The organism is Saccharopolyspora sp. NPDC000359, from assembly GCF_040300525.1.
Lineage (GTDB): Bacteria > Actinomycetota > Actinomycetes > Mycobacteriales > Pseudonocardiaceae > Saccharopolyspora.
In genome coordinates, this window is the sequence record NZ_JBEPDU010000010.1 from 94,012 (window position 1) to 114,984 (window position 20,973).

Annotated in this window: 18 protein-coding genes and 1 CRISPR repeat array; of the genes, 3 read left to right on the forward strand and 15 right to left on the reverse strand. The window is 70.5% G+C overall.

Annotated elements, in window-relative coordinates:
- Positions 1 to 10: 10 nt before the first annotated feature.
- From ABT324_RS09485 to ABT324_RS09550, 14 genes are all read right to left on the reverse strand, one after another.
- On the reverse strand, positions 11 to 1,450 hold the full coding sequence (locus tag ABT324_RS09485) for an MFS transporter (protein ID WP_351174347.1): 1,440 nt from the start codon (positions 1,448 to 1,450) through the stop codon (positions 11 to 13).
- A gap of 634 nt (positions 1,451 to 2,084) precedes the next feature.
- Positions 2,085 to 2,585, reverse strand: coding sequence for a quercetin 2,3-dioxygenase (locus tag ABT324_RS09490; protein WP_351174349.1), 501 nt, complete (start codon positions 2,583 to 2,585; stop codon positions 2,085 to 2,087).
- A 28-nt stretch (positions 2,586 to 2,613) separates the two neighbouring features.
- Entirely contained in the window at positions 2,614 to 3,825 is a 1,212-nt protein-coding gene (locus tag ABT324_RS09495; RefSeq protein ID WP_351174351.1) for a beta-ketoacyl synthase N-terminal-like domain-containing protein, read from the reverse strand.
- Positions 3,825 to 5,537, reverse strand: coding sequence for a polyketide synthase (locus ABT324_RS09500; protein ID WP_351174353.1), 1,713 nt, complete (start codon positions 5,535 to 5,537; stop codon positions 3,825 to 3,827). Before ABT324_RS09500 ends, ABT324_RS09495 begins: the two co-directional genes overlap by 1 nt.
- On the reverse strand, positions 5,534 to 6,283 hold the full coding sequence (locus ABT324_RS09505) for a polyketide synthase (protein ID WP_351174355.1): 750 nt from the start codon (positions 6,281 to 6,283) through the stop codon (positions 5,534 to 5,536). Before ABT324_RS09505 ends, ABT324_RS09500 begins: the two co-directional genes overlap by 4 nt.
- Positions 6,280 to 7,023, reverse strand: a complete 744-nt coding sequence (locus ABT324_RS09510) for an enoyl-CoA hydratase/isomerase family protein (protein WP_351174357.1) — start codon at positions 7,021 to 7,023, stop codon at positions 6,280 to 6,282. The genes ABT324_RS09505 and ABT324_RS09510 overlap by 4 nt, the downstream gene beginning before the upstream one ends.
- On the reverse strand, positions 7,011 to 8,240 hold the full coding sequence (locus ABT324_RS09515) for a hydroxymethylglutaryl-CoA synthase family protein (protein WP_351174359.1): 1,230 nt from the start codon (positions 8,238 to 8,240) through the stop codon (positions 7,011 to 7,013). Before ABT324_RS09515 ends, ABT324_RS09510 begins: the two co-directional genes overlap by 13 nt.
- 62 nt (positions 8,241 to 8,302) lie before the next feature.
- Positions 8,303 to 8,554, reverse strand: a complete 252-nt coding sequence (locus ABT324_RS09520; protein ID WP_351174361.1) for a phosphopantetheine-binding protein — start codon at positions 8,552 to 8,554, stop codon at positions 8,303 to 8,305.
- 8 nt (positions 8,555 to 8,562) lie between these two features.
- Positions 8,563 to 8,808 carry an acyl carrier protein gene (locus ABT324_RS09525; RefSeq protein ID WP_351174363.1) on the reverse strand — a complete coding sequence of 82 codons (246 nt, stop codon included), beginning with the start codon at positions 8,806 to 8,808 and terminating at the stop codon, positions 8,563 to 8,565.
- Between the two features lie 70 nt (positions 8,809 to 8,878).
- Positions 8,879 to 9,895: a 3-oxoacyl-ACP synthase III family protein gene (locus tag ABT324_RS09530; RefSeq protein WP_351174365.1), complete on the reverse strand. Its 1,017-nt coding sequence runs from the start codon at positions 9,893 to 9,895 to the stop codon at positions 8,879 to 8,881.
- Positions 9,892 to 10,533, reverse strand: coding sequence for an SRPBCC family protein (locus ABT324_RS09535; RefSeq protein ID WP_351174367.1), 642 nt, complete (start codon positions 10,531 to 10,533; stop codon positions 9,892 to 9,894). Before ABT324_RS09535 ends, ABT324_RS09530 begins: the two co-directional genes overlap by 4 nt.
- Positions 10,534 to 10,553: 20 nt before the next feature.
- Positions 10,554 to 12,209 (reverse strand): thiamine pyrophosphate-binding protein, encoded by a 1,656-nt coding sequence (locus ABT324_RS09540; protein ID WP_351174369.1) that lies wholly within the window; start codon positions 12,207 to 12,209, stop codon positions 10,554 to 10,556.
- Positions 12,196 to 13,386, reverse strand: coding sequence for a valine--pyruvate transaminase (locus ABT324_RS09545; RefSeq protein ID WP_351174371.1), 1,191 nt, complete (start codon positions 13,384 to 13,386; stop codon positions 12,196 to 12,198). Before ABT324_RS09545 ends, ABT324_RS09540 begins: the two co-directional genes overlap by 14 nt.
- On the reverse strand, positions 13,383 to 14,930 hold the full coding sequence (locus tag ABT324_RS09550) for a coproporphyrinogen-III oxidase family protein (RefSeq protein WP_351174373.1): 1,548 nt from the start codon (positions 14,928 to 14,930) through the stop codon (positions 13,383 to 13,385). The genes ABT324_RS09545 and ABT324_RS09550 overlap by 4 nt, the downstream gene beginning before the upstream one ends.
- A gap of 689 nt (positions 14,931 to 15,619) precedes the next feature.
- Here ABT324_RS09550 and ABT324_RS09555 point away from each other — a divergent pair.
- The 3 genes from ABT324_RS09555 (at position 15,620) to ABT324_RS09565 (ending at position 19,314) form a co-directional block, all read left to right on the forward strand.
- Complete coding sequence (locus ABT324_RS09555) at positions 15,620 to 16,903, forward strand: cytochrome P450 (RefSeq protein WP_351174375.1); 1,284 nt, start codon at positions 15,620 to 15,622, stop codon at positions 16,901 to 16,903.
- Between the two features lie 82 nt (positions 16,904 to 16,985).
- Complete coding sequence (locus tag ABT324_RS09560; RefSeq protein ID WP_351174377.1) at positions 16,986 to 18,356, forward strand: NAD(P)-binding protein; 1,371 nt, start codon at positions 16,986 to 16,988, stop codon at positions 18,354 to 18,356.
- A 76-nt stretch (positions 18,357 to 18,432) separates the two neighbouring features.
- Positions 18,433 to 19,314, forward strand: coding sequence for an NmrA family NAD(P)-binding protein (locus tag ABT324_RS09565; protein ID WP_351174379.1), 882 nt, complete (start codon positions 18,433 to 18,435; stop codon positions 19,312 to 19,314).
- 306 nt (positions 19,315 to 19,620) lie between these two features.
- A CRISPR array of direct repeats spans positions 19,621 to 20,032; the repeat unit is 36 nt; unit sequence GTTTCTATGCCCGTGGGCGGGCGAGGTTGTGGCGAC.
- A gap of 218 nt (positions 20,033 to 20,250) precedes the next feature.
- Here ABT324_RS09565 and cas6 read toward each other — a convergent pair.
- Complete coding sequence (gene cas6 / locus ABT324_RS09570; protein ID WP_351174381.1) at positions 20,251 to 20,955, reverse strand: CRISPR system precrRNA processing endoribonuclease RAMP protein Cas6; 705 nt, start codon at positions 20,953 to 20,955, stop codon at positions 20,251 to 20,253.
- Positions 20,956 to 20,973 lie beyond the last annotated feature (18 nt).

Below are 20,973 nucleotides of genomic sequence, written 5' to 3' on the forward strand. Positions count from 1 at the left end.
AGCGGGGGTTTCACCCCGACTCGGTGACGAGCTTGGCCTCGCGGTGCCGTCGGCCGATGTACCAGGCCGTGCCCGCGCACAGCAGCGCTAGGATCGACACCGCCACCAGCACGTCCGAGGCCGAAGAGACCAGGCCCGCCAGCAGCAGCGGACCGCACAGCCCGCCGATGCGGTTGTACAACGACACCGTGCCGGTGGCGCGGCCGCGGCCCGCCGAGTCGGAGAGGTCCGCAGCGATCGGCAGGAAGACCGCGGCCATCGTGTTCACCGAGAACAACGCCGCCACCAGGGCGAGCGCACTGACCCAGCTCCCCGCCGACACTGCGCCGGAGCCGGTCAGCGCCAGCAGCAGCACCGCTGTCGCGGCCGCCAACCCGACCGCCACCGCGACCGGACCGAACTTGCGGTAGCCGAGCATGAACAGCAGGGCGCAGGGCACCATGGCGACCGCGGCGACCGTCAGCAGCAGGTTCGCCGTGCTCACCGGCACTCCCCCGGCCCGGGCGAGGCTCGGCACCCAGGTCGTCAGGCCGAAGGTGAGCACGCCGATCAGCAGGGCGTACGCGCGCTGCAACCCGGCCGACAGCGTCCGGACGTTGCGCGGCCGGGCCGGGTCCGCCTCGGTGGCCGGGGCCCGGTCGGCGTTCCAGTTCGGGATCAGCGGGGTCAGCAGCACCAGTACGAGCCCGGTCGGCGCGCCGATGAGCCACAGCACCCGCCACCCGAAGATCGGTTCCAACCACAGCGCCGACCCGGCCGCCACGAGGTAGCCGACCGCCGTGGCCACCACCGACAGCGCCACCACCACCGAACCCCGGGTGCGCCCACCGATGGCCTCGGTGAGCAGCGTGATCAGCAGCGGCGCGAGACCACCGACCGCGACACCCATCAGCCCGCACATCACGATGTTCCCGGCGAAGGTCGGCATCGACCCGCACATGCTGGTCGCGGTGAACCCCAACGTCGAGATCAGGTAGGCACTGCGCCGACCGATCCGGTCGGCCATCACGCCGAAGAGCACCGCGCCCGTCGCGGTTCCGGTCAGCCCGGCGACGGCGAGCAGCGAGGCGGTTCCCGCGGCGAGGCCGTACTCCTCGCGCATGCCGGGGATGACGAAGCCGAGCGTGGAGGTCTTGCTGATGTCGATGGTCAGCGCTGCGGTGCCGATCGTCCCGATCAGGATCCGGCCGCGCGCCGACCCGGACGCCGGACTCGCCTCCCGACCACGCCCGACCGCACCGATGACGACGATGACGAGACCGATGCCGGCGACGAACATCTCGGGCATGTGCGAGATCGGCATCCCCATCAGCGGGTCCGACGCCGCCGACCGGGGCATCTCCATGGGCATCCCGGGCATCGACGAGTCCATGGTGAACGCGTTGATGAACCCGATGGTCGAGGACACCAGCACCACTGCCGCGCCGAACAGCAGGAGCAGGGTCGACATCGATCTGGTACCGCTGTTTCCGCTTGCTGACGCAGACATCGCACATCCCCCAGGGGTAGTTCGGTCTCTGACGTGATCACGGTGTGCCGAGGTTCCTCGCGGAGCAGCTCAACGCGCGAGCCGCACCGTCGCGTGGGCAGCTGAGCGGGGAGGTGGGGACGTGCGGGGCATGTGGTCTTGCACCAGACCTAAGCCGAACCCGCTCACGAACCGCCCCCATCCAACGTCGCCAGCGATCTCCCTTGGAGGGACATAATGCACAATCGTTCGGCCACCGCACCCCTCCACGCCCGTTTTTCGACTGGAAGGACGAGCGCGGCTGGGCTGTCCGGCGGGCCTCTGCTGTCCCCACGAGCTCGTGGAGATTTCCCAGACTCAGGTGCGAGGTGTCTGCCCGAACAGGACATCGCGGTTCCCGGAGCGTCGAGTGGCGGGGCCGACCGCTGTCGCGGATCTCCTTGAGGTCGTTGATGATTTCCCGCACTCGGTGGGCACGTGTGTGGTCGCCGAGCTGCGCGAGGAACTGCCCCCAGCACAGCGGCCAAGTCATGGCTGGGCACACAGGTGACCTGGTCCGAGCAGCCGGGGAGGGTGAGGGCGCACCGGTGCTCGGTGCGCCCTCGCTGCGGGTCGGTCAGGCTGGTGGGGGTAGTTGGACTTCGAGCCCGTGCTGGGGGGCCAGGGTCATCGCTCGGTGCAGTTGCTCCTCGGACATCGGCTGCGGGGGGACGCCGGGGCGGGCTTGGTCGCCCACTCCCGCGAAGTAGCGGTCCATGCCGCCCGGGGTGTACATCGTCAGGGTCCTGCCCGGGTGGACACCGGTGTTGCGGAGGCTGTGCACCGTTCCCCGCGGGATGAAGATGAAATCCCCCGGTCCGGCCATGAAGGACTGCTCGCCGGAGAAGAACTCCAGGTCACCGGCCAGGACGTAGATCCCCTCGTCCTCGTTGGAATGGATGTGCGGGGGTGGGCCGTCGCCCGGCGGGACCGAGACCTCCATCAGGCTCAGCGAACCTCCGGTGCTCTTCCCGGTCGCCTTCAGCGTGTAGATGTCCGCGCCGATCCACACCGACTCGCCCTCGTCGGCGGGCACGTGCAGCAAGCCCTTCGGGGGCTCCGCCTCGTTGTTGTTCACTCGACCTCCATGGTGTGACGGGTTCTGGTCAGCTGCGCAGGACGATCGCGGCGTTGATCCCGCTGAAGGCGACGCTGTGCGACACCGCCAGCCGGATCGGTGCCGTCCTGCTGGCGCGGCCCACCAGGGACAGGGTGGTGTCGATGGGCTCGCGCAGGTTCGGGTTGGCGTGGGCGAAACCGCCGCGCAGTTGCAGCGCGGTGGCGATCAGCTCCTGCAGCCCCGCTGCGGTCAGGCAGTGCCCGACCAGCGGTTTGGTGGAGTTGACCAGGGGTGTGGAGCCGAAGACTGCACTGAGGGCGTGCGCCTCCGCTGTGTCACCGGCCGGTGAGCCGGTGCCGTGGGCGTTGACGTAGTCGACCTCGTCCGGCCGCACCTGGGCTGAGGCCAGCGCGGCGCGCAGTGCGGCGGCCTGGCCGGTCGGGTCCGGGTCGGTGCCGCGGCGGGCGTCGAGGCGTTGGCCCCAGCCCGCGATCGCGGCCAACGGCCGCACCCGGGCGCGGCTTTCGAGCACGATTGCCGCCGCCCCCTGGCCGTGCACGAAGCCGCGTCGCTGCACGTCGAACGGGCGGCAGAGCTGCCACGGCGCGAGCTCGTCATCCGGTGCCGCCATCGCGCCGCTGTCGCGGAAGGCCCGGAGTTCGGCAGCAGACAGCTCCGTCACCGGGGCGACCACCAGGCACGAGTCGACCTCACCGGAGGCGACCAGGCGGGCACCGAGGATTGCGGCGACGGTGCCGCTGGCCGAGGCCGCGCCAGCTGTCCAGCCCTCCCCCGCGACACCAGTCGCCTGGCTGACCGTGCCGACGACGTCGGTGTCCAGGTGCGTGAGAACGTGCGAGGGCCGCAGGCTGCTCGGGCGGTCGTGGAACCCGCGCAGCGCTTCGGCGTGGTAGCCGAGCGCGAGGTTGTTCCCGGCCACGATCAACGCGGTGTTGCCCCGGTCGTCGAGACCGGCCGAGCGCAGCGCCGCCTCGGCGACGCATGCGGCGGTCTGGCCGGGCAGGGCGGACCGCCGGGTCGCACGGATCAGCTGGTCCGCCGCGTCAGGCAGGTGGCGCTGCGCCCAGGCTTCGACGGAGAACCCGTCGAGCAGCGCGGCGGCTCCCACCCTGGACTCGGCGGGCAGGTCGACCGCGCACACCCCGCTCCGGCCGTCCCGCAGCGCGGCGGTGAACCCGTCGAGGTCCTCGGCGACGGAGTTGAGCACGCTAGCGCCCGTGATCAGCACTTCGCGCATCAGCGGACGCCCCGGCGAGGTTTCGGCGCGATGCCGTAGGGCGTACGCCGGAACGGGTAGCCGGGCAGCCGGACCCGGTGCCGCGGCGGCTTCCGCCACAGCGTTGACCAGTCGATCGACCCCCCATCCAGCCATTTCCGAACACGCGGGTCGGTTTCCCCTGGTGCACCGACACCTTCGGCGATCCGCAGCAGTTCGGTGCGCAGCTCCTCGTTCGTACTCGCCCGCACCACTGCGCGGGCGGTGAGGTGGTCGCGGCCGGTCTGCAGCGTCCAGGCGGTGGCGGCCGGTTCCGGGGCCTCCGGCCCGGCTGCGAAGTCGGCGAGCCTGGTGGCCACCCGGCGCAGCGCGTCGTCGTCGGTGCCGCTGAGCGGGAACACTATCGACGTCGCGTCCCAGGAGCCGTCCACCGCGTCCACCGCGGGTGGCTCCTCCAGCACCACGTGGGCGTTCGATCCCCCGATGCCGAACGAGCTCACCCCCAACCGACGGGGAGCACCGCCCGCCGGCCACGGCACGCTGCCGAGCGCCACTTCCTCCGGTTGGTCGTGGATCTCCAGGTCCCCGCCCATGCCGAGGATCCCGGCAGCGCTGGGAATCGCCCCGTTCCGCAGCACCAGCACCGCCTTGGCCAGGCTCGCCGTGCCCGCCGCTCCTTCCAGGTGACCGATGACGGCCTTCACCGTCCCGATCCACAGCCGCCCGCCTGGACCGGCGAAGCGCGCTGGCCGGTCCGCGCTGACCACCTCGCGCAGCCCGTTGAGCTCCTCCACGTCCAGCTTCGTGCCAGGGGCGTGGGCTTCGAGGTAGCCCAGCGAGGCGGGTGCCACGCCGCCCTGCGCCAGCGCGCGGCGCAGCAACCGGGCCTGCGAGCCGCTGTCGGTCTTGACCAGCCCGCCCGCCCGACCGTCGTGGTTGGCCGCCGCGCCACGGATGATCGTCAGCACCGGGTCACCGGCTTCCAGCGCGTCGTCGAGCCGCTTGACCACGAAGCACAGCACGCCTTCCCCGCGCACGTACCCGTTGGCCTCGTCGGAGAACGGGCGGCAGGTTCCCGTCGGCGACAGCGCGCCCATGTGCGCCAACGCTCCGGTGAGCCAACCCGAGGCGTAGACGTTGGAGCCACCGACGATGGCCGTGTCGAAGTCGCCTGCTCGCAGCCCGGAGGCCGCCAGGGCCAGCGCGCTCAGGCCGCTGGAGCAGGCGGTGTCCACCGTGATGCTGGGGCCGCGCAGGTCGAAGAAGTTCGAGATCCGGTTCGACAGGTAGGCGGCGATGCTGCCGGTCAGCGAGTAGCGGTCCAGCACGCCTGTGCTGATCATCCCGTCTCGGAAGTCACTGGTGGACGACCCGACGAACACCCCGACCTCCTGGCCGCGCAGGCTGCTCGGCGCGATGCCCGCCGACTCCAGCGCGCGCCAGGTGGTCTCCAGCAGCAGCCGCTGCTGCGGGTCCATCCACACCGCCATCCGCCCGACCACGTCGAAGAAGTCCGCGTCGAAGGTGCCCACATCGGACACCAGGGCGGCCACCAGCCCGCCGTCCCCGGCGACCTCGGCCTGGTAGCCGACGAGGCGCTCGGCGGGGACCGGCCCCATCATGGGGCGCCCGGCCAGCAGCGTCTGCCAGAACTCGTCGACGTCGTCGCCACCGGGCACCCGGCAGGACATCCCCACGATCGCCAGCGGGGCCAACTGCGCGTTCTTGGTCACCGGACTATCTCCTCCGCTCGTCCGTACCGCTGCTCGACCAGTCGCCGGAAGTCGGCAGCGGCCCAGGCCTGCTCGTGGCGGCCGACCTCGACCGCGATCGCGGCGTCCCCGGCAGCCAGCACCTGCTCGGCGAACTGGCCCTTCATCAGCTCCAAGGCGTATCGCGGCGCCCGCGCCATGCCGTGGGCGAGCTCCAGTGCGGTGTCGAGCACCGACTCGTGGGGCACGACCTGCACCGGCGCAGAGCGGGCGCGCAGCTCCGCGCCCGCGTAGCCGCGCGCGGTCAGCAGCATCTCGGTGCCGAGGGTGTGCCCGAGGCGGTTGGGCAGCAGCCAGGTCGTGCCGTACTCCGGGACCAGGCCGTAGTTCAGAAAGTTCGCCGCGTAGCGGGAGCGCTCGGAGAGCACCGGCACGTCGGCGTACAAGCCGAAGCTGAGCCCGCCGCCGATGGCGTGGCCCTGCATCGCCGCCACCACCGGCAGCGGGCAGCGCGGGAAGGCCCGGACGAACGGTTCGACGTCGGCGCGCTCGTCGGTGAGCAGGTACTCCCGGCTGGCACCCGCGGCGAAGACGGTGGGCAGCCCCGCCGCGACGACCACGTGCACCTCCGGATCGGCCACCGCCGCCGCCAGCGCGGCCGGGACCGCCTCGACCAGGGCTGCGGAGATCGCGTTGCCACCCTGGGAGTCGGCCACCGTGACCACCGCGACGCGCCCGTCGGTCTCGACCGCCACGAGGTCGCTCACAGCAATCCCTCCTCGCGCAACCGCCGCACCCGGGAGCGCACGCGCGGATCTGTGGCCGCTCGCTCGAACATGCGGTGCGCGTGGTCGGAGTAGTCCTCCGGCAGCGGATCGAGGATCCGGTGGCAGGACTTCAGGTCGCCGACCGCCTCAGGTCTCGGCATGCGCCGCAGCGCGCGCAGGACCCGCCGCAACGCCTCCTCCGGCTGGTCGGTCACTTCGTCGACCAGGCCGAGCGCGTGCGCTTCGGCCGCGTCGATCTCCGCGGCCAGGACCGAGCTGCGGAACACCTGCCGGGTCCCGATCCGCGCGGAGACGAACGGGGTGATCAGCGCGGGGACCAGGCCGAGCAGCAGTTCGGTGAGCCGGAAGCGAGCGCCCGGGGCGGCGAGCACGAAGTCGCAGCTGCTGGCCAGCCCCACGCCACCGCCGGTCGCGCGACCGGTCACCAGCGCGACGGTCACCAACGGGCTGTTCACCAGGCCGGACAGCAGTTCCCACAGCGCCTTGTTGTCCGCCGCGGTCCAGGACCCCGCCGACTCCACCACGGACAGGTCGATGCCGGAGCAGAAGTCGCCGTCGGCCTCCAGCACCACCGCCCGGCAACCAGGGGCCTGCTCGGCGGCACGCAGCCCGTCGAGGAGACCACCCACCACGTCACCGCGCAACGCGTTGCCCGCTTCCGGTCGGCACAACCGCAGCTTCGCGCACGCGCCGCTGACCTGCACGGTCACTGGAGCCATCGGTACTCCCTGCGGTAGCCCGAAACCGAGGTCAGCACCGCCCGCGGACGCCCACCGGTCCCCCAGCTCGCCAGCTCCGCACCGCCTACCTCGGCGTCCTGCACACCGAACCCCACGGCCCGGTCCACGGCCGCGTCATAGGCTTCGACGGTCAGCCGGGTGCGGCCCGCGAGTTCGCGCTCCAGCCCGGTCCCGGCGACCAGCTGCCGCGCTCCGGGCACCACTTCGGCCGCGATGAACTCCGAGGCGCAACCCGACCCGTAGCTGAACACCCCCACCGGCAGCCGCTCATCGGTCGGCGCACCAGCGATGGCGCTGATCAACGCCAACAGCGTGGTGCCGGAGTAGATGTTGCCGACCTGCTCGGGGAACCGCAGCGACGGCGCGACCCGGCGCTCGAAATCTTCCTGCTCGCGATCCCGGCCCAGGTCGGACAGCTTGCGCACACCGGTGCGGTGCGCGCCGCGGACCATCCCCGGGAACGGCGTGTGCATCGCCAGCAGGTCGTAGGAGCGGACGAAGTCCACCCCCGGTTTGCGCTCGGAGTGGTCGGCGAAGGCGCCCAGCAGGCAGTCCAGGTAAGCCATCAGGGACAGGTCGGTGTCCATCACGTCGACGTCCGGTGCCGGGCGGAAGAAGTCCGGCGTCTCGTAGCCGTAGCAGCCGGAGGTGCCCAGCTCCAGCTCGACGATCCGGGGCTCCTCCGCGACCAGCACCGCCACCGCCGCGGCCCCCTGCGCGGGCTCCATGTAGGAGCCGCGGGTCGGCACCGGCGTGTCCGAGGCGATCACCAGCGCCCGGCTGCCCGGCTCGGCGGACACCACCGACGCCGCCAGCTGCAAGGCCGCGACACCACCGTGGCAGGCCTGCTTGACCTCGAACAACCGGGACTGCCGCGGCAGGTCGAGCAGCCGGTGCACGTGCGTGCTCGCTGCCTTCGACAGGTCCAGCGGCGACTCGGTTGCCACCACCAGCGACCGGATGCTGCGGCGCTCGGCGTCGGTGAGCGCGTCGACTACCGGCCGGGCGGCGGTGGCCGCCAGTGCCACGACGTCCTCCCCCGGTGCGGCCACGCTCTTGCGCCGCAGTCCCAGGTTGCCGAGCCGCGCCGGGTCCAGGCCGCGAGCGGCGAACAGGTCCTCGGTCTCCAGGTATGCGCTGCCGCAGTACGCGCCCACCGCGTCGATGCCCACCCGACGCGCGTTTCCGACGTTCATCCGCCCCATCCCCGTGCTTCCCGCAGGGCGGGCCGCCGCGTTCGCACGGGCGGCCCGCCCGGTCACCGTTGGCTTGCCCTGTCCAGCAGCACGTCGACCAGCCCGCCGATGTCCTGCACCCCGGCGAAGGCCTCCGCCTGCAGCTCCAGCCCGATCTCGTCGAGCGACCCGACGACCACGTCCATCCGGTCCAGCGAGTCGCAACCCAGGTCGGTCATGCTGCGGTCCTCGCAGATCTCGGCCGGATCGATGTCCGAGCGCACCGACAGGATGTTCCGGCGCACCACCGCGAAGACGTCATCCCTGGTCAGCACGACATCCCCTAGGCGCCGGCGGCGACGTGCTTGACGAACGCCTCCGGGGTGCCGTGCTCGTAGAGGGATTCGACGGTCTCCGCGACCCCGAGCTCGGACTTGATCATCGCGATGTACTCGACCGCGAGGATGGAGTCCAGGCCCAGCTCCGTGAAGCTGGTCGTCACATCGATCTGGTCCACCGGCACGTAGAGCACCTCAGCCAGCAGCGCCAGCGCCGTGCTCTCCGCAGAGGTCTTGGTCTCGCCGCTCATCGGCTTCTCCCCGCTTCCCAACAACGTTCGATTCCTCCGCGCCCGGACACCGGTCGCCCGCGGCGCGCGCTCAACTCCGCCCGTCCTGCCACTTGATCGCGGCGCACGCCGACATCTCCCCCGCCCCGGCGAACCCGGCGAGCACCACCAGCGAGCCGGGGGCGACCCGGCCGGACCGCAGCGCGTGGTCGAGGCTGACCGGCACGCCCGCGCCGAAGAGGTTGCCGTAGGAGTCGAAGGTGTCGAAGTGCTTGGCCGGGTCCAGACCCAGGTCCCGCGACCAGTTCCGCAGCAGCAGCCGGTTCGGCTGGTTGGTGACCAGCAGGTCGATGTCGGCCACCTCGTGCCCGGTGCGGCCGAGCACCTCGCGGACCACCTCGGGCACGATCTTGGTGCCGCGCTCGATGACGTTCTGCGCCTTGGTGTTGTCGAACCCGACGTCCATCTCCGCGGTGCCCGGCTCCCAGTACAACCGGCCGTCGGCGAGGGTGATGTTGACGTCCGGCGCGAACTCCGGGTGGTGCTGCACCTTCGTGGCCAGGATCGGCGACTCCGCCGAAGCCGCCACCAGCGCCACCGCCGAACCGTCCCCCGGCACCGACGCGTGTGCGGAGGTCCGCACGCCGGGCTGGGTGAAGATCCTGCCCGCGTTCTGCGACACGCACAGCAGCGCCGTGCGAGCCCCCTGCTCCTGGAGCATCTTGCGCGCCAGGTCCAGCATGTGCGGGAACACCACGCAGTGTCCGTTGTGGAGGTCCACGATGGACTCCGGCTGCGCCCCGATGCGCCGGGCCACTTCCGCGCCGGAGCCCAGGAAGGGCACGTCCGGCAGGGCGTTGTAGGTGATCAGGACGTCGATGTCGCGGAGCACGTCGGTGCCGTGCCGGTCGGCCAGCACGTGCGCGGCCTGCTCGATGAGGTCGGCCCCGGTCTGCTCCCGCGAGGCGTACCGGCGGTACCGCGGGGACCGGAACATCGGGTTGCGCAGCAGCGGGTCGTCCGGCCGGGCGTACTGCTCGAAGTACTCGCGGCCCACCTGGTTCGGGGGCTCGTAGCTGGCGACGTCGATGAGGCTGACCGGCTTCACCGCGCCACCCCCGGCACGATCGGGATGCCGTTGCGGTGCCGGTGTTCGAGGATGGCCTTGGCGTTGTCCATCTCGATGCGGTGCCCGGCGTTGAAGTACCGCCACAGCTCGCCCACCCACCTACGGTCCGGGCCGGGCGACTTCTCCGGGTAGGGGTTCTCCGCGTAGTACGGGTGGTGGCAGTTGGTCATCATCACCACCGACCCCGGCTTCCTGAGCACCAGCTCGGCGGGCAGGACGCGGAAAAGGTAGATCATCCACAGGTCCTCGCCCTGGTCCCAGGCGGCGTGGTAGTCGATGGTCATCGCGTCCGGGTTGGACTCGATGCGCACGAAGATCCGGGTCATCTCGTCCACCCGGTCCCAGCCCACGTGCAGCCCGGTGTCGTCGACCGGTTCCAGGCCGCGCACGCTGAAGGTGTACTCCTCCTGGCTGTGCACGTCGGCCAGGTAGTTGAACACGTCGCGGGGCGGGCAGTCGACGTAGGTGTGCAGGGTGCAGTAGTCCCCGTAGACCTCCTCGTGCGGGTAGGTGTCCTTGGTCGCCTTCACCGCCTGCTCAACGATCTCGGCCATGGACTGGGTCTCGCAGCGGGCCAGCCCCGGGATCGCGGCCAGTTCTTCGTCGGGAACCCTCACTTCGGCGATGTCCTCTCGGTTCAGTCTTCGGTCGGCACGAACGGCAGGTAGGGCGGCATCTCGTCGGAGCGCATCTCGATCGACACCAGCGAAGGACCGGTGGTGGCGGTGCTGTCGGCCAGGAAGGCCCGCAGCTCCTCGAGGGTGCGGACGGTCCGCGCCCGGATGGACGGGAACATCGCGGCGATCCCCGCGCCGATGTCGCTGGGCCGGAAGGCGTTGTAGGTGTTGTCGGCGTCGTAGAACAGCTCCTCGCGCGACTTGCAGGCCGCGTGCGAGTTGTTGTTGAAGATCACGAAGGTGACCGGCAGGTCGTGCTCGACCGCGGTGTGCACCTCCATGCCGTGCATGTAGAACGAGCCGTCCCCGGCCAGCACGAAGGTGCGCCGCCCGGTGGCGAACGCCGCGCCGAGCCCGGCACCGAAGCTGAAGCCCATGCCGCCCATGCCCAGCGCGAGCAGGTACCGGCCGCGGGCGGGCGCCGGGAGGAAGTGCAGCACGCCGCACCCGGTGTTGCCCGCGTCGGAGACCACGACCGCGTCCTCGGGCACCGCCTCGGCGATCGTCCCGACGACTTCGCGCAGGGCGATCCGGTCGCCTTCGGTCCGCTCGTGCGGCAGGTGGTCCAGCCCGTCGTGCGGCGGGGTCGCCGGTGGCTGGCCGGGCAGCCGCTGCGCGGCCAACCGCAGGCTCGCGCGCAGCTCACCGGTTTCCAGCGGCACCTCGTCACCGACGTGGGGAGCGTGCCGGTCGAAGCAGACGATCGCCTTGCCCGCCAGCGAAGCTTCCAGCCCCGCCCGCGCCACCTGCGGAAACCGGGTTCCCACCAGGACGAGGGTCCGCGCGCGGTCCAGGCAGTGCCGCACGCTGGGGTGCCCGTTCGCCCCGGCGACCCCGACGAACCGCGGGTCGTGGTTGTCGAAGACGTCCTTGGCGTCCGGTTCCACCGCCACCCACGCGCCCAGGCTCGCGGCCAAGCTCGCCAGCTCCGCGCGCGCGTCCGCGCGCACCACGCCCGAGCCCGCCACGACCAACGTCGGCCCGCTGCTGCGCGCTGCTTCCAGCGCCCGCAGGACCCGCCCGTCGAGTTCGCCGGGTTCGTCCTCCTCCGCTGGCAGGTCCACCAGCTCCGCCTCGGTCCACGCCTGCTGGACGTCCTTCGGCAGGAGCAGGACCGCAGGCCCCCGCTCGCGTTCGGCGGTGCGGATCGCGCGCGGCAGCAGGTCGGCGATCTCGTCCGGCTTGTCCACCCGAGCGCAGAACCGCGACACCGCGGCGAACAGCGCCGGACCGTTCAGCGAGCCGTTGAGCCCGCTCTGGTCCTGGAACGCACCGCGTCCCTCCAGCGACGACGGCGGCTGTCCGATCAGCGCGAGCAGCGGCACCCCGGACGCGTAGGCCTCGCCGAGCGCCGGGACGAGGTTGAGCGCCCCACCACCGGAAGTCGCCGCGACCACCGCGAGGCGGTTGCTGGCCCGGTGGTAGCCCTCGGCCATCGCCCCGGCGGAGAACTCGTGCTTGCCGACGACGCCCGCCACACGCCCGGATCCGCGGGCGATCGCGTCGTAGAGATCCTCGACGTTGGCCCCGTGCACGCCGAAGACGTGCCGCACACCAGCAGCGTCGAGGTGCTCGACGATGCGGTCCACGACCCGCTTGCGCTCACCGCCCGGCATTGACCACCTCCGCGAGGATCCCCAACCCGTGCTCGATCTCGGCGTGCGTGGCCGTCACCCCAATGCGCACCGACCGGCGCGCATGCGGCTCGCCGTGCAGGTGCGGCAGGTAGAACGGGGCGGACGGGGCGATGAGCACCCCGCGGTCCTTCAGCTCGTGGAACAGCTCCGAGGTGGAGGTCCTGAGCTCCGGCAGGTGCAGCCAGCGGAACTGGCCGCCGTCGGAGGCGTGCAGCCAGAACGGCACCCGCATCCGCTCGTCCAGAACCTCGCGGATGAGCTGGTGGCGCTGCCGGTAGCTCTCGCGCAGCTCGCGGTGGCACAGGTCGAGGAACCGGTCGTCGCGCAGCAGGATCAGAACGGCCAGCTGCACCAGCTGCGGCGGGAACGTGGCGACCTGTGCCTGGAACCCGCCGAACAGCTCGATCAGCGGTTCCGGGGCGAGCACGAAGCCCAGCCGCTCCCCGGCCAGCGCTGCCTTCGAGAAGCTCTGCACCAGGACCACGTTGTCGGCCCAGGGCATGCCGAGCTCGCGGAAGGCCAACCCCGGGACCACCGGGGCGTAAGCGTTGTCGACCACCAGCAGCGCACCGACTTCGGCGCACTCCCGGGCCAGCTCGGCCAACGCCTCGTCCGAGATCACGTTCCCGGCGGGGTTGCTCGGCCGCGAGACCACGACCGCACCGACATCGCTGCTCAGCGCCCCGCGCGGCGGCACGTAGCGGAACTCGTCGTCGCCCTCGCGCACCACCTCCGACGGCACCATGTCGTAGGCGACGTCGCGGTGCGTGAGGTACCCGGGGTACTCCGGCCCGAACAGCACGACCTTGCGGCCCCGGTCGGCCATCAACTCCGAGACGTAGTGGAAGGCGGCCTGCGCACCCGGCGTGATCAGCACGTTCGCCCCCGACAACGGCAGCGAGAACCGCTCGGCGTAGCGGCTCGCGAGCTGCTCGCGCAGGTCGGCGTCGCCGTGCACGCCGTGGTACCGGGTGACGCGGCGGGTGAAGCTCGGGTCCGCCACCGCGGCGCGGAAGGCCTCGCGCACGGCCTCCGACATCGCGGGCAGCTCCAGCGGCATGCCCGTCGCCAGGTTGTGCCAGCCCTGGTCGACGGCCAGCAGGTACGGCACGACGTCCTGCCACTGCTCGATCGGCGGGGCGCTGACCGCGGTCATGAGCGGGCCCCGTCCCGGTAGCGGTCGGCGATCCCGCCCGGCAGGTCGAGCCGGCCGATCGGCGAGTAGTCGTAGCGGTCCACCGGGTCCTGCGAGGGTGAGACGATCAGCTCGTTGGCCTCGGCGACGTGCGAGGTGACCTCCTCGCTGGCGAACAGGTAGCCGATGCCGTCGACGAAGGTGCAGCCCAGGTCGGTCAGGTTCATCCGCGCCCCGTCCACCGTGACCAGGCCGAGGTCGCGCAGCCTGCCGACCTCGGGGGCGAACAGCTCGGCCGCGTCGATGCCGTAGCGCTTCTCCAGCTCGTCGAAGTCCACGCCGCCGGAGCGGATGCCGAACATGACGGCGCGGCGCACCCGCTCCTCCGCAGGCAGCGTGTAACCCCGCCACACCGGGGCCTTGCCGGCGCCGATGGCCTCCAGATACTGCTGGTTCTCGCAGACGTTGTAGTACTGGGTGCCGCCGACGTAGCCGAAGCTGCTCACCCCGAGCCCGACCAGGTTCTCCTCCTCGATGGAGTCGAACTTGTTCTGCTGCTGTTGGGAGTGCACCTTGCCCTTGGCGTAGTAGAAGACCGGTCCGCGCACGAACCCGGCGGCGCTGAGCACGTGCTCGGCCATGTAGTGCATGCGCAGCCGGTCCGCGGCGTCCGGGAACAGCTCCGGATTGCGCATGTACTGGCGGGTGATCGGGTCGGACCGCTTGAACATCAGCGGGAAGATGTTGAACTTCTCGATCCCGGCGGCCATCAGCTCGGTGAGCGTGTCGTACCAGTTGCGCAGGTCCTGCAGCGGCAGCCCGAAGATCAGGTCGACGTTGAGGTTGCGGATGTCGCGCTGGTCCAGCAGCTCCAGCAACCGGTAGACCTCGGCCCGGCCGTGCCCGCGGTTGAGCTTGGTCAGCACGTCCTCGTCCATCGACTGGATGCCGAAGACCCAGCGGTTGACCCCGCCCGCGGCGATGGCGTCCAGCCGGTCCTCGTAGTCGGGCTGGCGCACCACCCCGGGGTGCAGCTCGAAGGTGATCTCGGTGTCCGGCCGGGTGCGGACGTTCTTCCACAGGTGCTCGAACAGCCGGGTGATCTGCGGTGCCTTCAGGTAGGAGGGCGTGCCGCCGCCGAAGTAGATCGACGAGGCGTTGAGTCCCTCCGGCGACTCGGCCGAGACCCGCTGCTGCACCGCGGAGATGTCGTCCAGCAGCGCCCCCACGTAGCGCTCCACCCAGGAGTCGGCGGCGTTGATCTCCTTGTAGAAGTGGCAGAACGTGCAGTACTGCTCGCAGAACGGGATGTGCAGGTAGATGTTCTGGCGGCTGGTGACGTCCCGGAACACCTCGTGCTCGTCGATGTCGTGCAGGAACTTCAACGGCGGGTAGGTGCCGACGAGGTAGTACTCCAGGGGCGTGCGGTACACGCCCGCGGCGCGCAGGTCGTCCAGCGCGATCGCCCGCACCTGCTGGTCGGCGTACTCCACCGCCTCGGCGAAGCTGGGCAGAATTCGGTCGCCGTGCGCCCCCGGAGCGCTCGGCTGGTTCGGTTCCCGCACTTGAGTCTCTCCTCCGGCCAGGTCGCCCGGGCCTGTCTGCGTGTCAACTCCCCAACGTCAAGAACCGCGGTGGCCACGCCCCTTGACACGTCTGCGGACTGGAATCCGCGCCATTGCTGCGGGCACGCGCGATTCACACTATTACCAGTTCGCATTTCAACGACCGGGACGACGCCCGACGCTCTCGGCGCACCAGCACCGCACACGCCTTCACGTCGTCCGAACGGACTAATCCATCTTTAACCGCCCAGTAGCAAGTTTCGCCGATCCACCAACATAGGACGTAAAACCCCCAGAAAGCCTCACAAGGAGTGTTACCGACGCGAGCAGAGCACGATGTTCCCAGGTCAAAGGCGTGATCGTCTGCCACTGCTCATCAGCAACGATGTTTTCCGCGATCACCGGCAAGTGATTCCCAAAAGAGCGGAACACCAGTCGGCGCGGGTGCTGGAATCAGTCCCGCAGCGGCTCATCAACAACCAGGAGCCTAGGCGCGCCTTCTCGCGGTAGTCAACAAGGAGATCACCGCTTCCAGCGGTCCAGACAACTTCCAATCCCGTTCTTGACAGTCAGCCCGTTCACTCGGCAGGGTGAACGGGCCGCGTGATCTGGTCGTGACCCCAGCACGCGGACTCCTCCGGGCGCGTTCGACCACCCGGATCTCTTCACCTGGGGACAAGGAGCTACACGTGGATCCAAGCCGTGCCAGCGCCGGCTGCCCAGTCTCGCGGATAGCAGCGGAGTTCGACCCGTTCGGGGACGCCTACCAGGAGAACCCGGCCGCGGTGCTCGCCGCGGCGCGCGAGCGGGAACCGGTCTTCTACAGCCCGGAGCTGGACCACTGGGTGGTGACCCGCTACCGCGACGTCAAGGAGTTCTTCCGCGACACCAAGCGGTTCTCGGCCGCCAACGCGCTGGAGCCGATCACGCCGCTGGGCGAGAAGGCCCGCGCACGGCTGGCCGAGTACGACTTCGCACCCGGCCCGGTGCTGGTCAACGAGGACGAACCGGTGCACATGCGGCGCCGCAAGCGCCTCGCCCCGCCGCTGGCCGCCGAGGAGGTGGCCAAGCTCGAACCCCGCATCCGGGAGCTGGTCACCAGCTACGTCGACGCGTTCGCCACCCGCGGCAGCGCCGACCTCGTCGACGACCTGCTGTGGGAGGTCCCGGCGATCGTCGGCCTGCTGGTGTGCGGGGTGCCGGACGAGGACATCGACCGGGCCCGGCACTACACCATCAAGATGGGCATGTTCACCTGGGGCAAGCCGACCGAGGAGCACCAGGTCGAGATCGCCGACCAGGTCGGCCAGTGGTGGCGGCTGTCCGGGCAGCTGGTGGACCGGCTCAAGCGCGAGGGCGGCCAGGGCTGGGTGCCCACCGCCATCGACGTGCACCGCGACGACCCGGAGCTGGTCGACGACAACCACCTGCAGAACATGATGATGAGCGGCCTGGTCGCCGCCCACGAGACGACCACCAACGCCACCGCGAACGCGCTGCGCTTCCTGCTGACCCAGCGGGATTCGTGGGCGGAGCTGTGCGCGGACCCGGCGCTGATCCCGAACGCGGTCGAGGAGTGCCTGCGCTTCCGCGCCTCGGTGCTGTGCTGGCGGCGCAAGGCATTGGTGGACGTCGAGGTCGACGGCGTCACCATCCCCGCGGGCAGCCGCGTGCTGCTGGTGATCGGATCGGGCAACCACGACGAGACCGTCTTCGACAACCCGCAGGAGCTCGACATCCACCGGCCGAACGCCAAGCGCCACCTCTCCTTCGGGATGGGCGCGCACGCCTGCATCGGCGCCCCGCTGGCCCGGCTGGAGATGCGGATCATCCTCGAGGAACTCACCCGCCGGCTGCCGCACATGCGGCTGGTCGAGGGCCAGGACTTCGGCTACCTGCACAACGCGTCCTTCCACGGGCCGCGCCATTTGCGCGTCGAGTGGGATCCGGCGGACAACCCCGTCGACGCCTGACCTCTCGCGCACGAACCGCGTTCCCTTCCCCACCGGCCGCGCACCGCAACCCGGACGGCCGGACAGCACACGAGGAGCACCAATGGCTACAGCACGCATCGGGATCGTCGGTGGCGGTGTCGGCGGGTTGAGCAGCGCGATCCTGCTCGCCCGCCGCGGGTACGAGGTGGAAGTCTTCGAGCGCGACGCTCCCCCACCCGCCGACCTGGCCGACGTGCAGGGCTGGTCGCGCCCGGGCGCACCGCAGTCCCACCACCCGCACGTTTACCTGGGCCTGTTCCGCCGCCTGCTGCGGGAGAACCTGCCCGACGTGCTGCAGGACATGCACGACCACGGCGTGGACGAGCTGCCGTTCGGCGGGATCGGAGGGCCGGCCGAACCCGGTGACGAGGACTTGGTGATGATGGCGGCCCGGCGCAACACGCTGGAGTGGGCGCTGCACCGGGCGCTGGCCAAGGAGGACCGGGTCAAGATCCACTCGGAGGTGTCTGCGCAGCTCGCCGAGCCGGTGGACGGTGTGCTGACCGGAGTGCGCACTCCCTCGGGAGTGGTGAACTTCGACGCCATCATCGACGCCACGGGTGGGCGTTCCAAGGTCGGCCAGCAGTACCTGGAGACGCTGTCGGAAGCCGAGTGCGGCAAGGTCTACAACAGCCGCTTCTACGCGCTGCGTGAGGGCGCGCAGCGGCCGCCGCTGCAGCACGGTTCGGTCACCGTCGTCGACGGGCTCGGCTACGGCGCGGCGCTGTTCGCCCACGACTGCGGGGTGTTCGCCATCGACATCGGCCGCCTGCCGGAGGACGACGCGCTGAAGAAGCTGCGGGATCCGGAGGCCTTCGACCGGGTGGTGGCGCTGTTCGACAGGTTCGAGCCGTGGTTCGCCGACGGCATCGCCACGCCGATCAGCGAGGTGGTCCCGATGCCGGGGCTGCGCAACGTGCTGCGCACCCTCAAGTCCGACGCCCCGAAGGGCTACTTCCCGATCGGTGACCGGGTGTGCCTGGCGGACCCGACGTTCGGCCGCGGCCTGGCCTCGGTCCTGGCCCACGCGGTGCGGCTCGCCGAGACCTTCACCGCGGCGGGCGACGACCTGGCCGAGCTCAACGTGCGCACCACGCAGGAGCAGGTGGAGTTCGTCCGCCCCTGGTTCGACGACGTGGTGGCCCAGGACGTGGCCCGCACGTCGCTGTGGCGCGCTGCGGTCAAGGGCGAGTCGTGGCAGGAGCTGCTGGTGGACCTGCCGCCGAACCCGTTCATGATGATCGACGCGGAGGAGCACGACCCCGAGCTGGGCCTGGCCGCCCGCCGCTACGTGAGCATGCTGACCAGGACCATCGACACCACCGAGGTGTACGAGCGGATCCAGGCCATCACGGAGCACTCGGAGGCGGGCGAGCAGGTGGCCTCCACCGCGCCGACCTACGCCGAGGTCCTCGCCGCGCTGGACGGCTGAGCCTGCGCCGACGCGCGGAACCCCCTTCGGACACGACCACGTCGGCCGGTCCGGTCGACATCGAGAGGACGATGGAATGCACGCACTGCTCGGAGCGACCGGTCTGGTCGGCGGACAGGTGGCGGCCGAGCTGCGCAGGCGGGGCCTCCCGGTGCGCGCGCTGGTCCGCGACACCAGCCGCGCCCGAGATCTCGAGGAACGGGGCTGCGAACTGGCGGTCGCGGACATCGACGACGTCGAGACGCTGGTCAAGGCCTGGACCGATGTGGACAGCGCGTTCGTCATGCTGCCGACGTACTACGACTCCGCGGACGTCCTGGCCACCTACGACCAGCAGATCGCCAAGATCGTCCGCGCCCTGGAGATCGCCAGGCCACCGCGCGTCGTGGCCCTGTCCGCGGAAGGCTCGGAGCTCCCGGAGGGCACCGGGTTGATCCTCACCACGCGGGCGTTCGAAGTGGCCCTGCGAGCAACGGGTTTGCCGGTCACGGTCGTGCGCTGCCCCTTGTTCATGGAGAACTTCCGCTACGCGCTCCACCCCGCCCGCGAGCACGGCGTCGTCCCCAGCTTCCTGGTCCCCCTCGACCGCCAGCACCGCATGGTCTCGGCGGTCGACGTCGGCGCGGCGATCGCCGACGCCCTCACCGACCCACCGGACGCCCCGCGAACCAGGTTCATCTCCGCCCCGCGCGAGTACACCCCCAACAACATCGCCGAGGTGCTGGCCACCCTGCTCAACCGACCGGTCACGGCGGTCGAGGTTCCCCGCGAGGAATGGCACGACCAGATGACCGGCATCTCGGGCTGCAGCCCCGACGCAGCCCGCCTCCTCACCGACATGTACGACAGCTTCAACGCGGGCAGACTCGGAGTGGAACCCGGAGCAGGCCCAATTCTCACCGGCCCCACAACCCTCGAAGAAGCCCTCGCAACAGTCGTTCAGCACCCAGACCACTAAGGACTGCGGCAGCCACCGCACTGCCCTTCAGCACCTGAGCTGCGGGGCAGTGCGGAATCCAAGCCAGCCGTTGGCGATGGAGCAGAGGGCGTTCACCTGAGCCCGTTGACCACGGCCACCTTGGCGAAGGTCGCTCTCCGACCGGGCTGGTCGGGTGTGTCGTCCACGCCGGAGCAGGTGTCGCGGCTTGCGGACTGCCCCACTGACCTCCGTGTTGCCCCTGGACGCCATCCTTGTCGTGCTCGTCACCGCCCTGAGCCGCGTGCACACCAAGACCTGCTCCGACCACAGCGCGGTGCGCGTCGGGTTCCTATTCCCGCGGGCGGGCGAGGTTGTGGCGACCCCACCCCGTCGGCCCCGGCATCGACCTCCTCTCGGGTTTCTATGCCCGTTGGCGGGCGAGGTTGTGGCGACGAAGAGGGGCCGGGCGCCAAGCAGACCGCAGAAGCGAAGTTTCTATGCCCGTGGGCGGGCGAGGTTGTGGCGACTTCGTCGAGTTGATCGACGACGACAGCGACATCTACTTCGGGTTTCTATGCCCGTGGGCGGGCGAGGTTGTGGCGACGCGTCAGCGGCTTCCTGCTGGCGGTGCACCTCGATCTCCAGGTTTCTATGCCCGTGGGCGGGCGAGGTTGTGGCGACGTTCGATGATCAACCGCACGCAGTCCCCCGTCACCTTCGTGTTTCTATGCCCGTGGGCGGGCGAGGTTGTGGCGACCGCTGTCTTCCGAGAGGGCCGCTGACCTGCGGGACTGTAGCCGGTTTCGAGCGCCTGTGCAACGGAGATCGACATCTTGGGTCGTTGCGGCGAGAATGGATCAGTCCGACCCCCTTGACCTGGGCAAATAGCGTTGCGAGCGGTTCCTCAGGGGCAAGCTTCCACCGGGGTGCTCGCAGGAGGTGAGCGCCGGATCCGAGTCGATGGGGAGGCGGACGTCAAGGAGCGATTTCGGTCAGCTCCACTGCGCCGAAGCCGTATGTCGTTTGGGCTCCGATTCCGGACATCGTCGCGTACTGCATGAGTGCGGCGAACAGGGTGGTCGTCGCCTGGTCGGCCGTTCTGGTCAGCCCGATGCGGAACGTCCCGGAGAACCCGATCTGCTTCATGGTCACCGACACCGGCGTGCGGATGGTTCTTCCGTCCATCTCGTGGAGGATGACCCGGCCCGAAAGCGCGCGGAAGACGTCATCGGGGATGGTGAACTCGGCAGGGGCATGCGCGTTCCAGCGCTGCGCGAGGCTCCTCACGATCGACGACGGATCCGGCAGCGGGTGGTCGCGTCCGTCCCGGGAGAAGTACAGCGGACTGAGCGTCTCGAACTGCGCATGCCGGGCAGGTTTCGCCTGGGCCAGTTCCGCATACCCCAGGCTCTCGAGCTGCACTCCTCGGACCGCGCACGTCACGTCGCCGAACCGGATGCTCTCAGGCAGCCTGGCCGGTGCTCCCTGCCCGAGCCAACCGACGCGCCAGCGCGCGCCGTCCTCGTTCACCTGCAACGGGCCTGCGGCGAACGGCTTGTGCTGTCGCCGGTGGTCCCCGTCAGGATCTTCCAGCATCTTGCACAACGCCCCGTGCAACCTGGCCGGGTAAGCCCGGATGCGCTCAGACGCCTCGAGTGTGATCGTGATCGCGGCTGGCACTGGAGTCCTCCCCCTTCG

Coding starts and splice junctions, on each gene's coding strand:
- ABT324_RS09485 (WP_351174347.1), bottom strand. CDS start 1,450: ATGTCGACCCTGCTCCTGCTGTTCGGCGCGGCAGTGGTGCTGGTGTCC.
- ABT324_RS09495 (WP_351174351.1), bottom strand. CDS start 3,825: ATGCGCGAAGTGCTGATCACGGGCGCTAGCGTGCTCAACTCCGTCGCC.
- ABT324_RS09510 (WP_351174357.1), bottom strand. CDS start 7,023: ATGGCTCCAGTGACCGTGCAGGTCAGCGGCGCGTGCGCGAAGCTGCGG.
- ABT324_RS09515 (WP_351174359.1), bottom strand. CDS start 8,240: ATGAACGTCGGAAACGCGCGTCGGGTGGGCATCGACGCGGTGGGCGCG.
- ABT324_RS09525 (WP_351174363.1), bottom strand. CDS start 8,808: ATGAGCGGCGAGACCAAGACCTCTGCGGAGAGCACGGCGCTGGCGCTG.
- ABT324_RS09540 (WP_351174369.1), bottom strand. CDS start 12,209: ATGCCGGGCGGTGAGCGCAAGCGGGTCGTGGACCGCATCGTCGAGCAC.
- ABT324_RS09545 (WP_351174371.1), bottom strand. CDS start 13,386: ATGACCGCGGTCAGCGCCCCGCCGATCGAGCAGTGGCAGGACGTCGTG.
- ABT324_RS09560 (WP_351174377.1), top strand. CDS start 16,986: ATGGCTACAGCACGCATCGGGATCGTCGGTGGCGGTGTCGGCGGGTTG.
- ABT324_RS09565 (WP_351174379.1), top strand. CDS start 18,433: ATGCACGCACTGCTCGGAGCGACCGGTCTGGTCGGCGGACAGGTGGCG.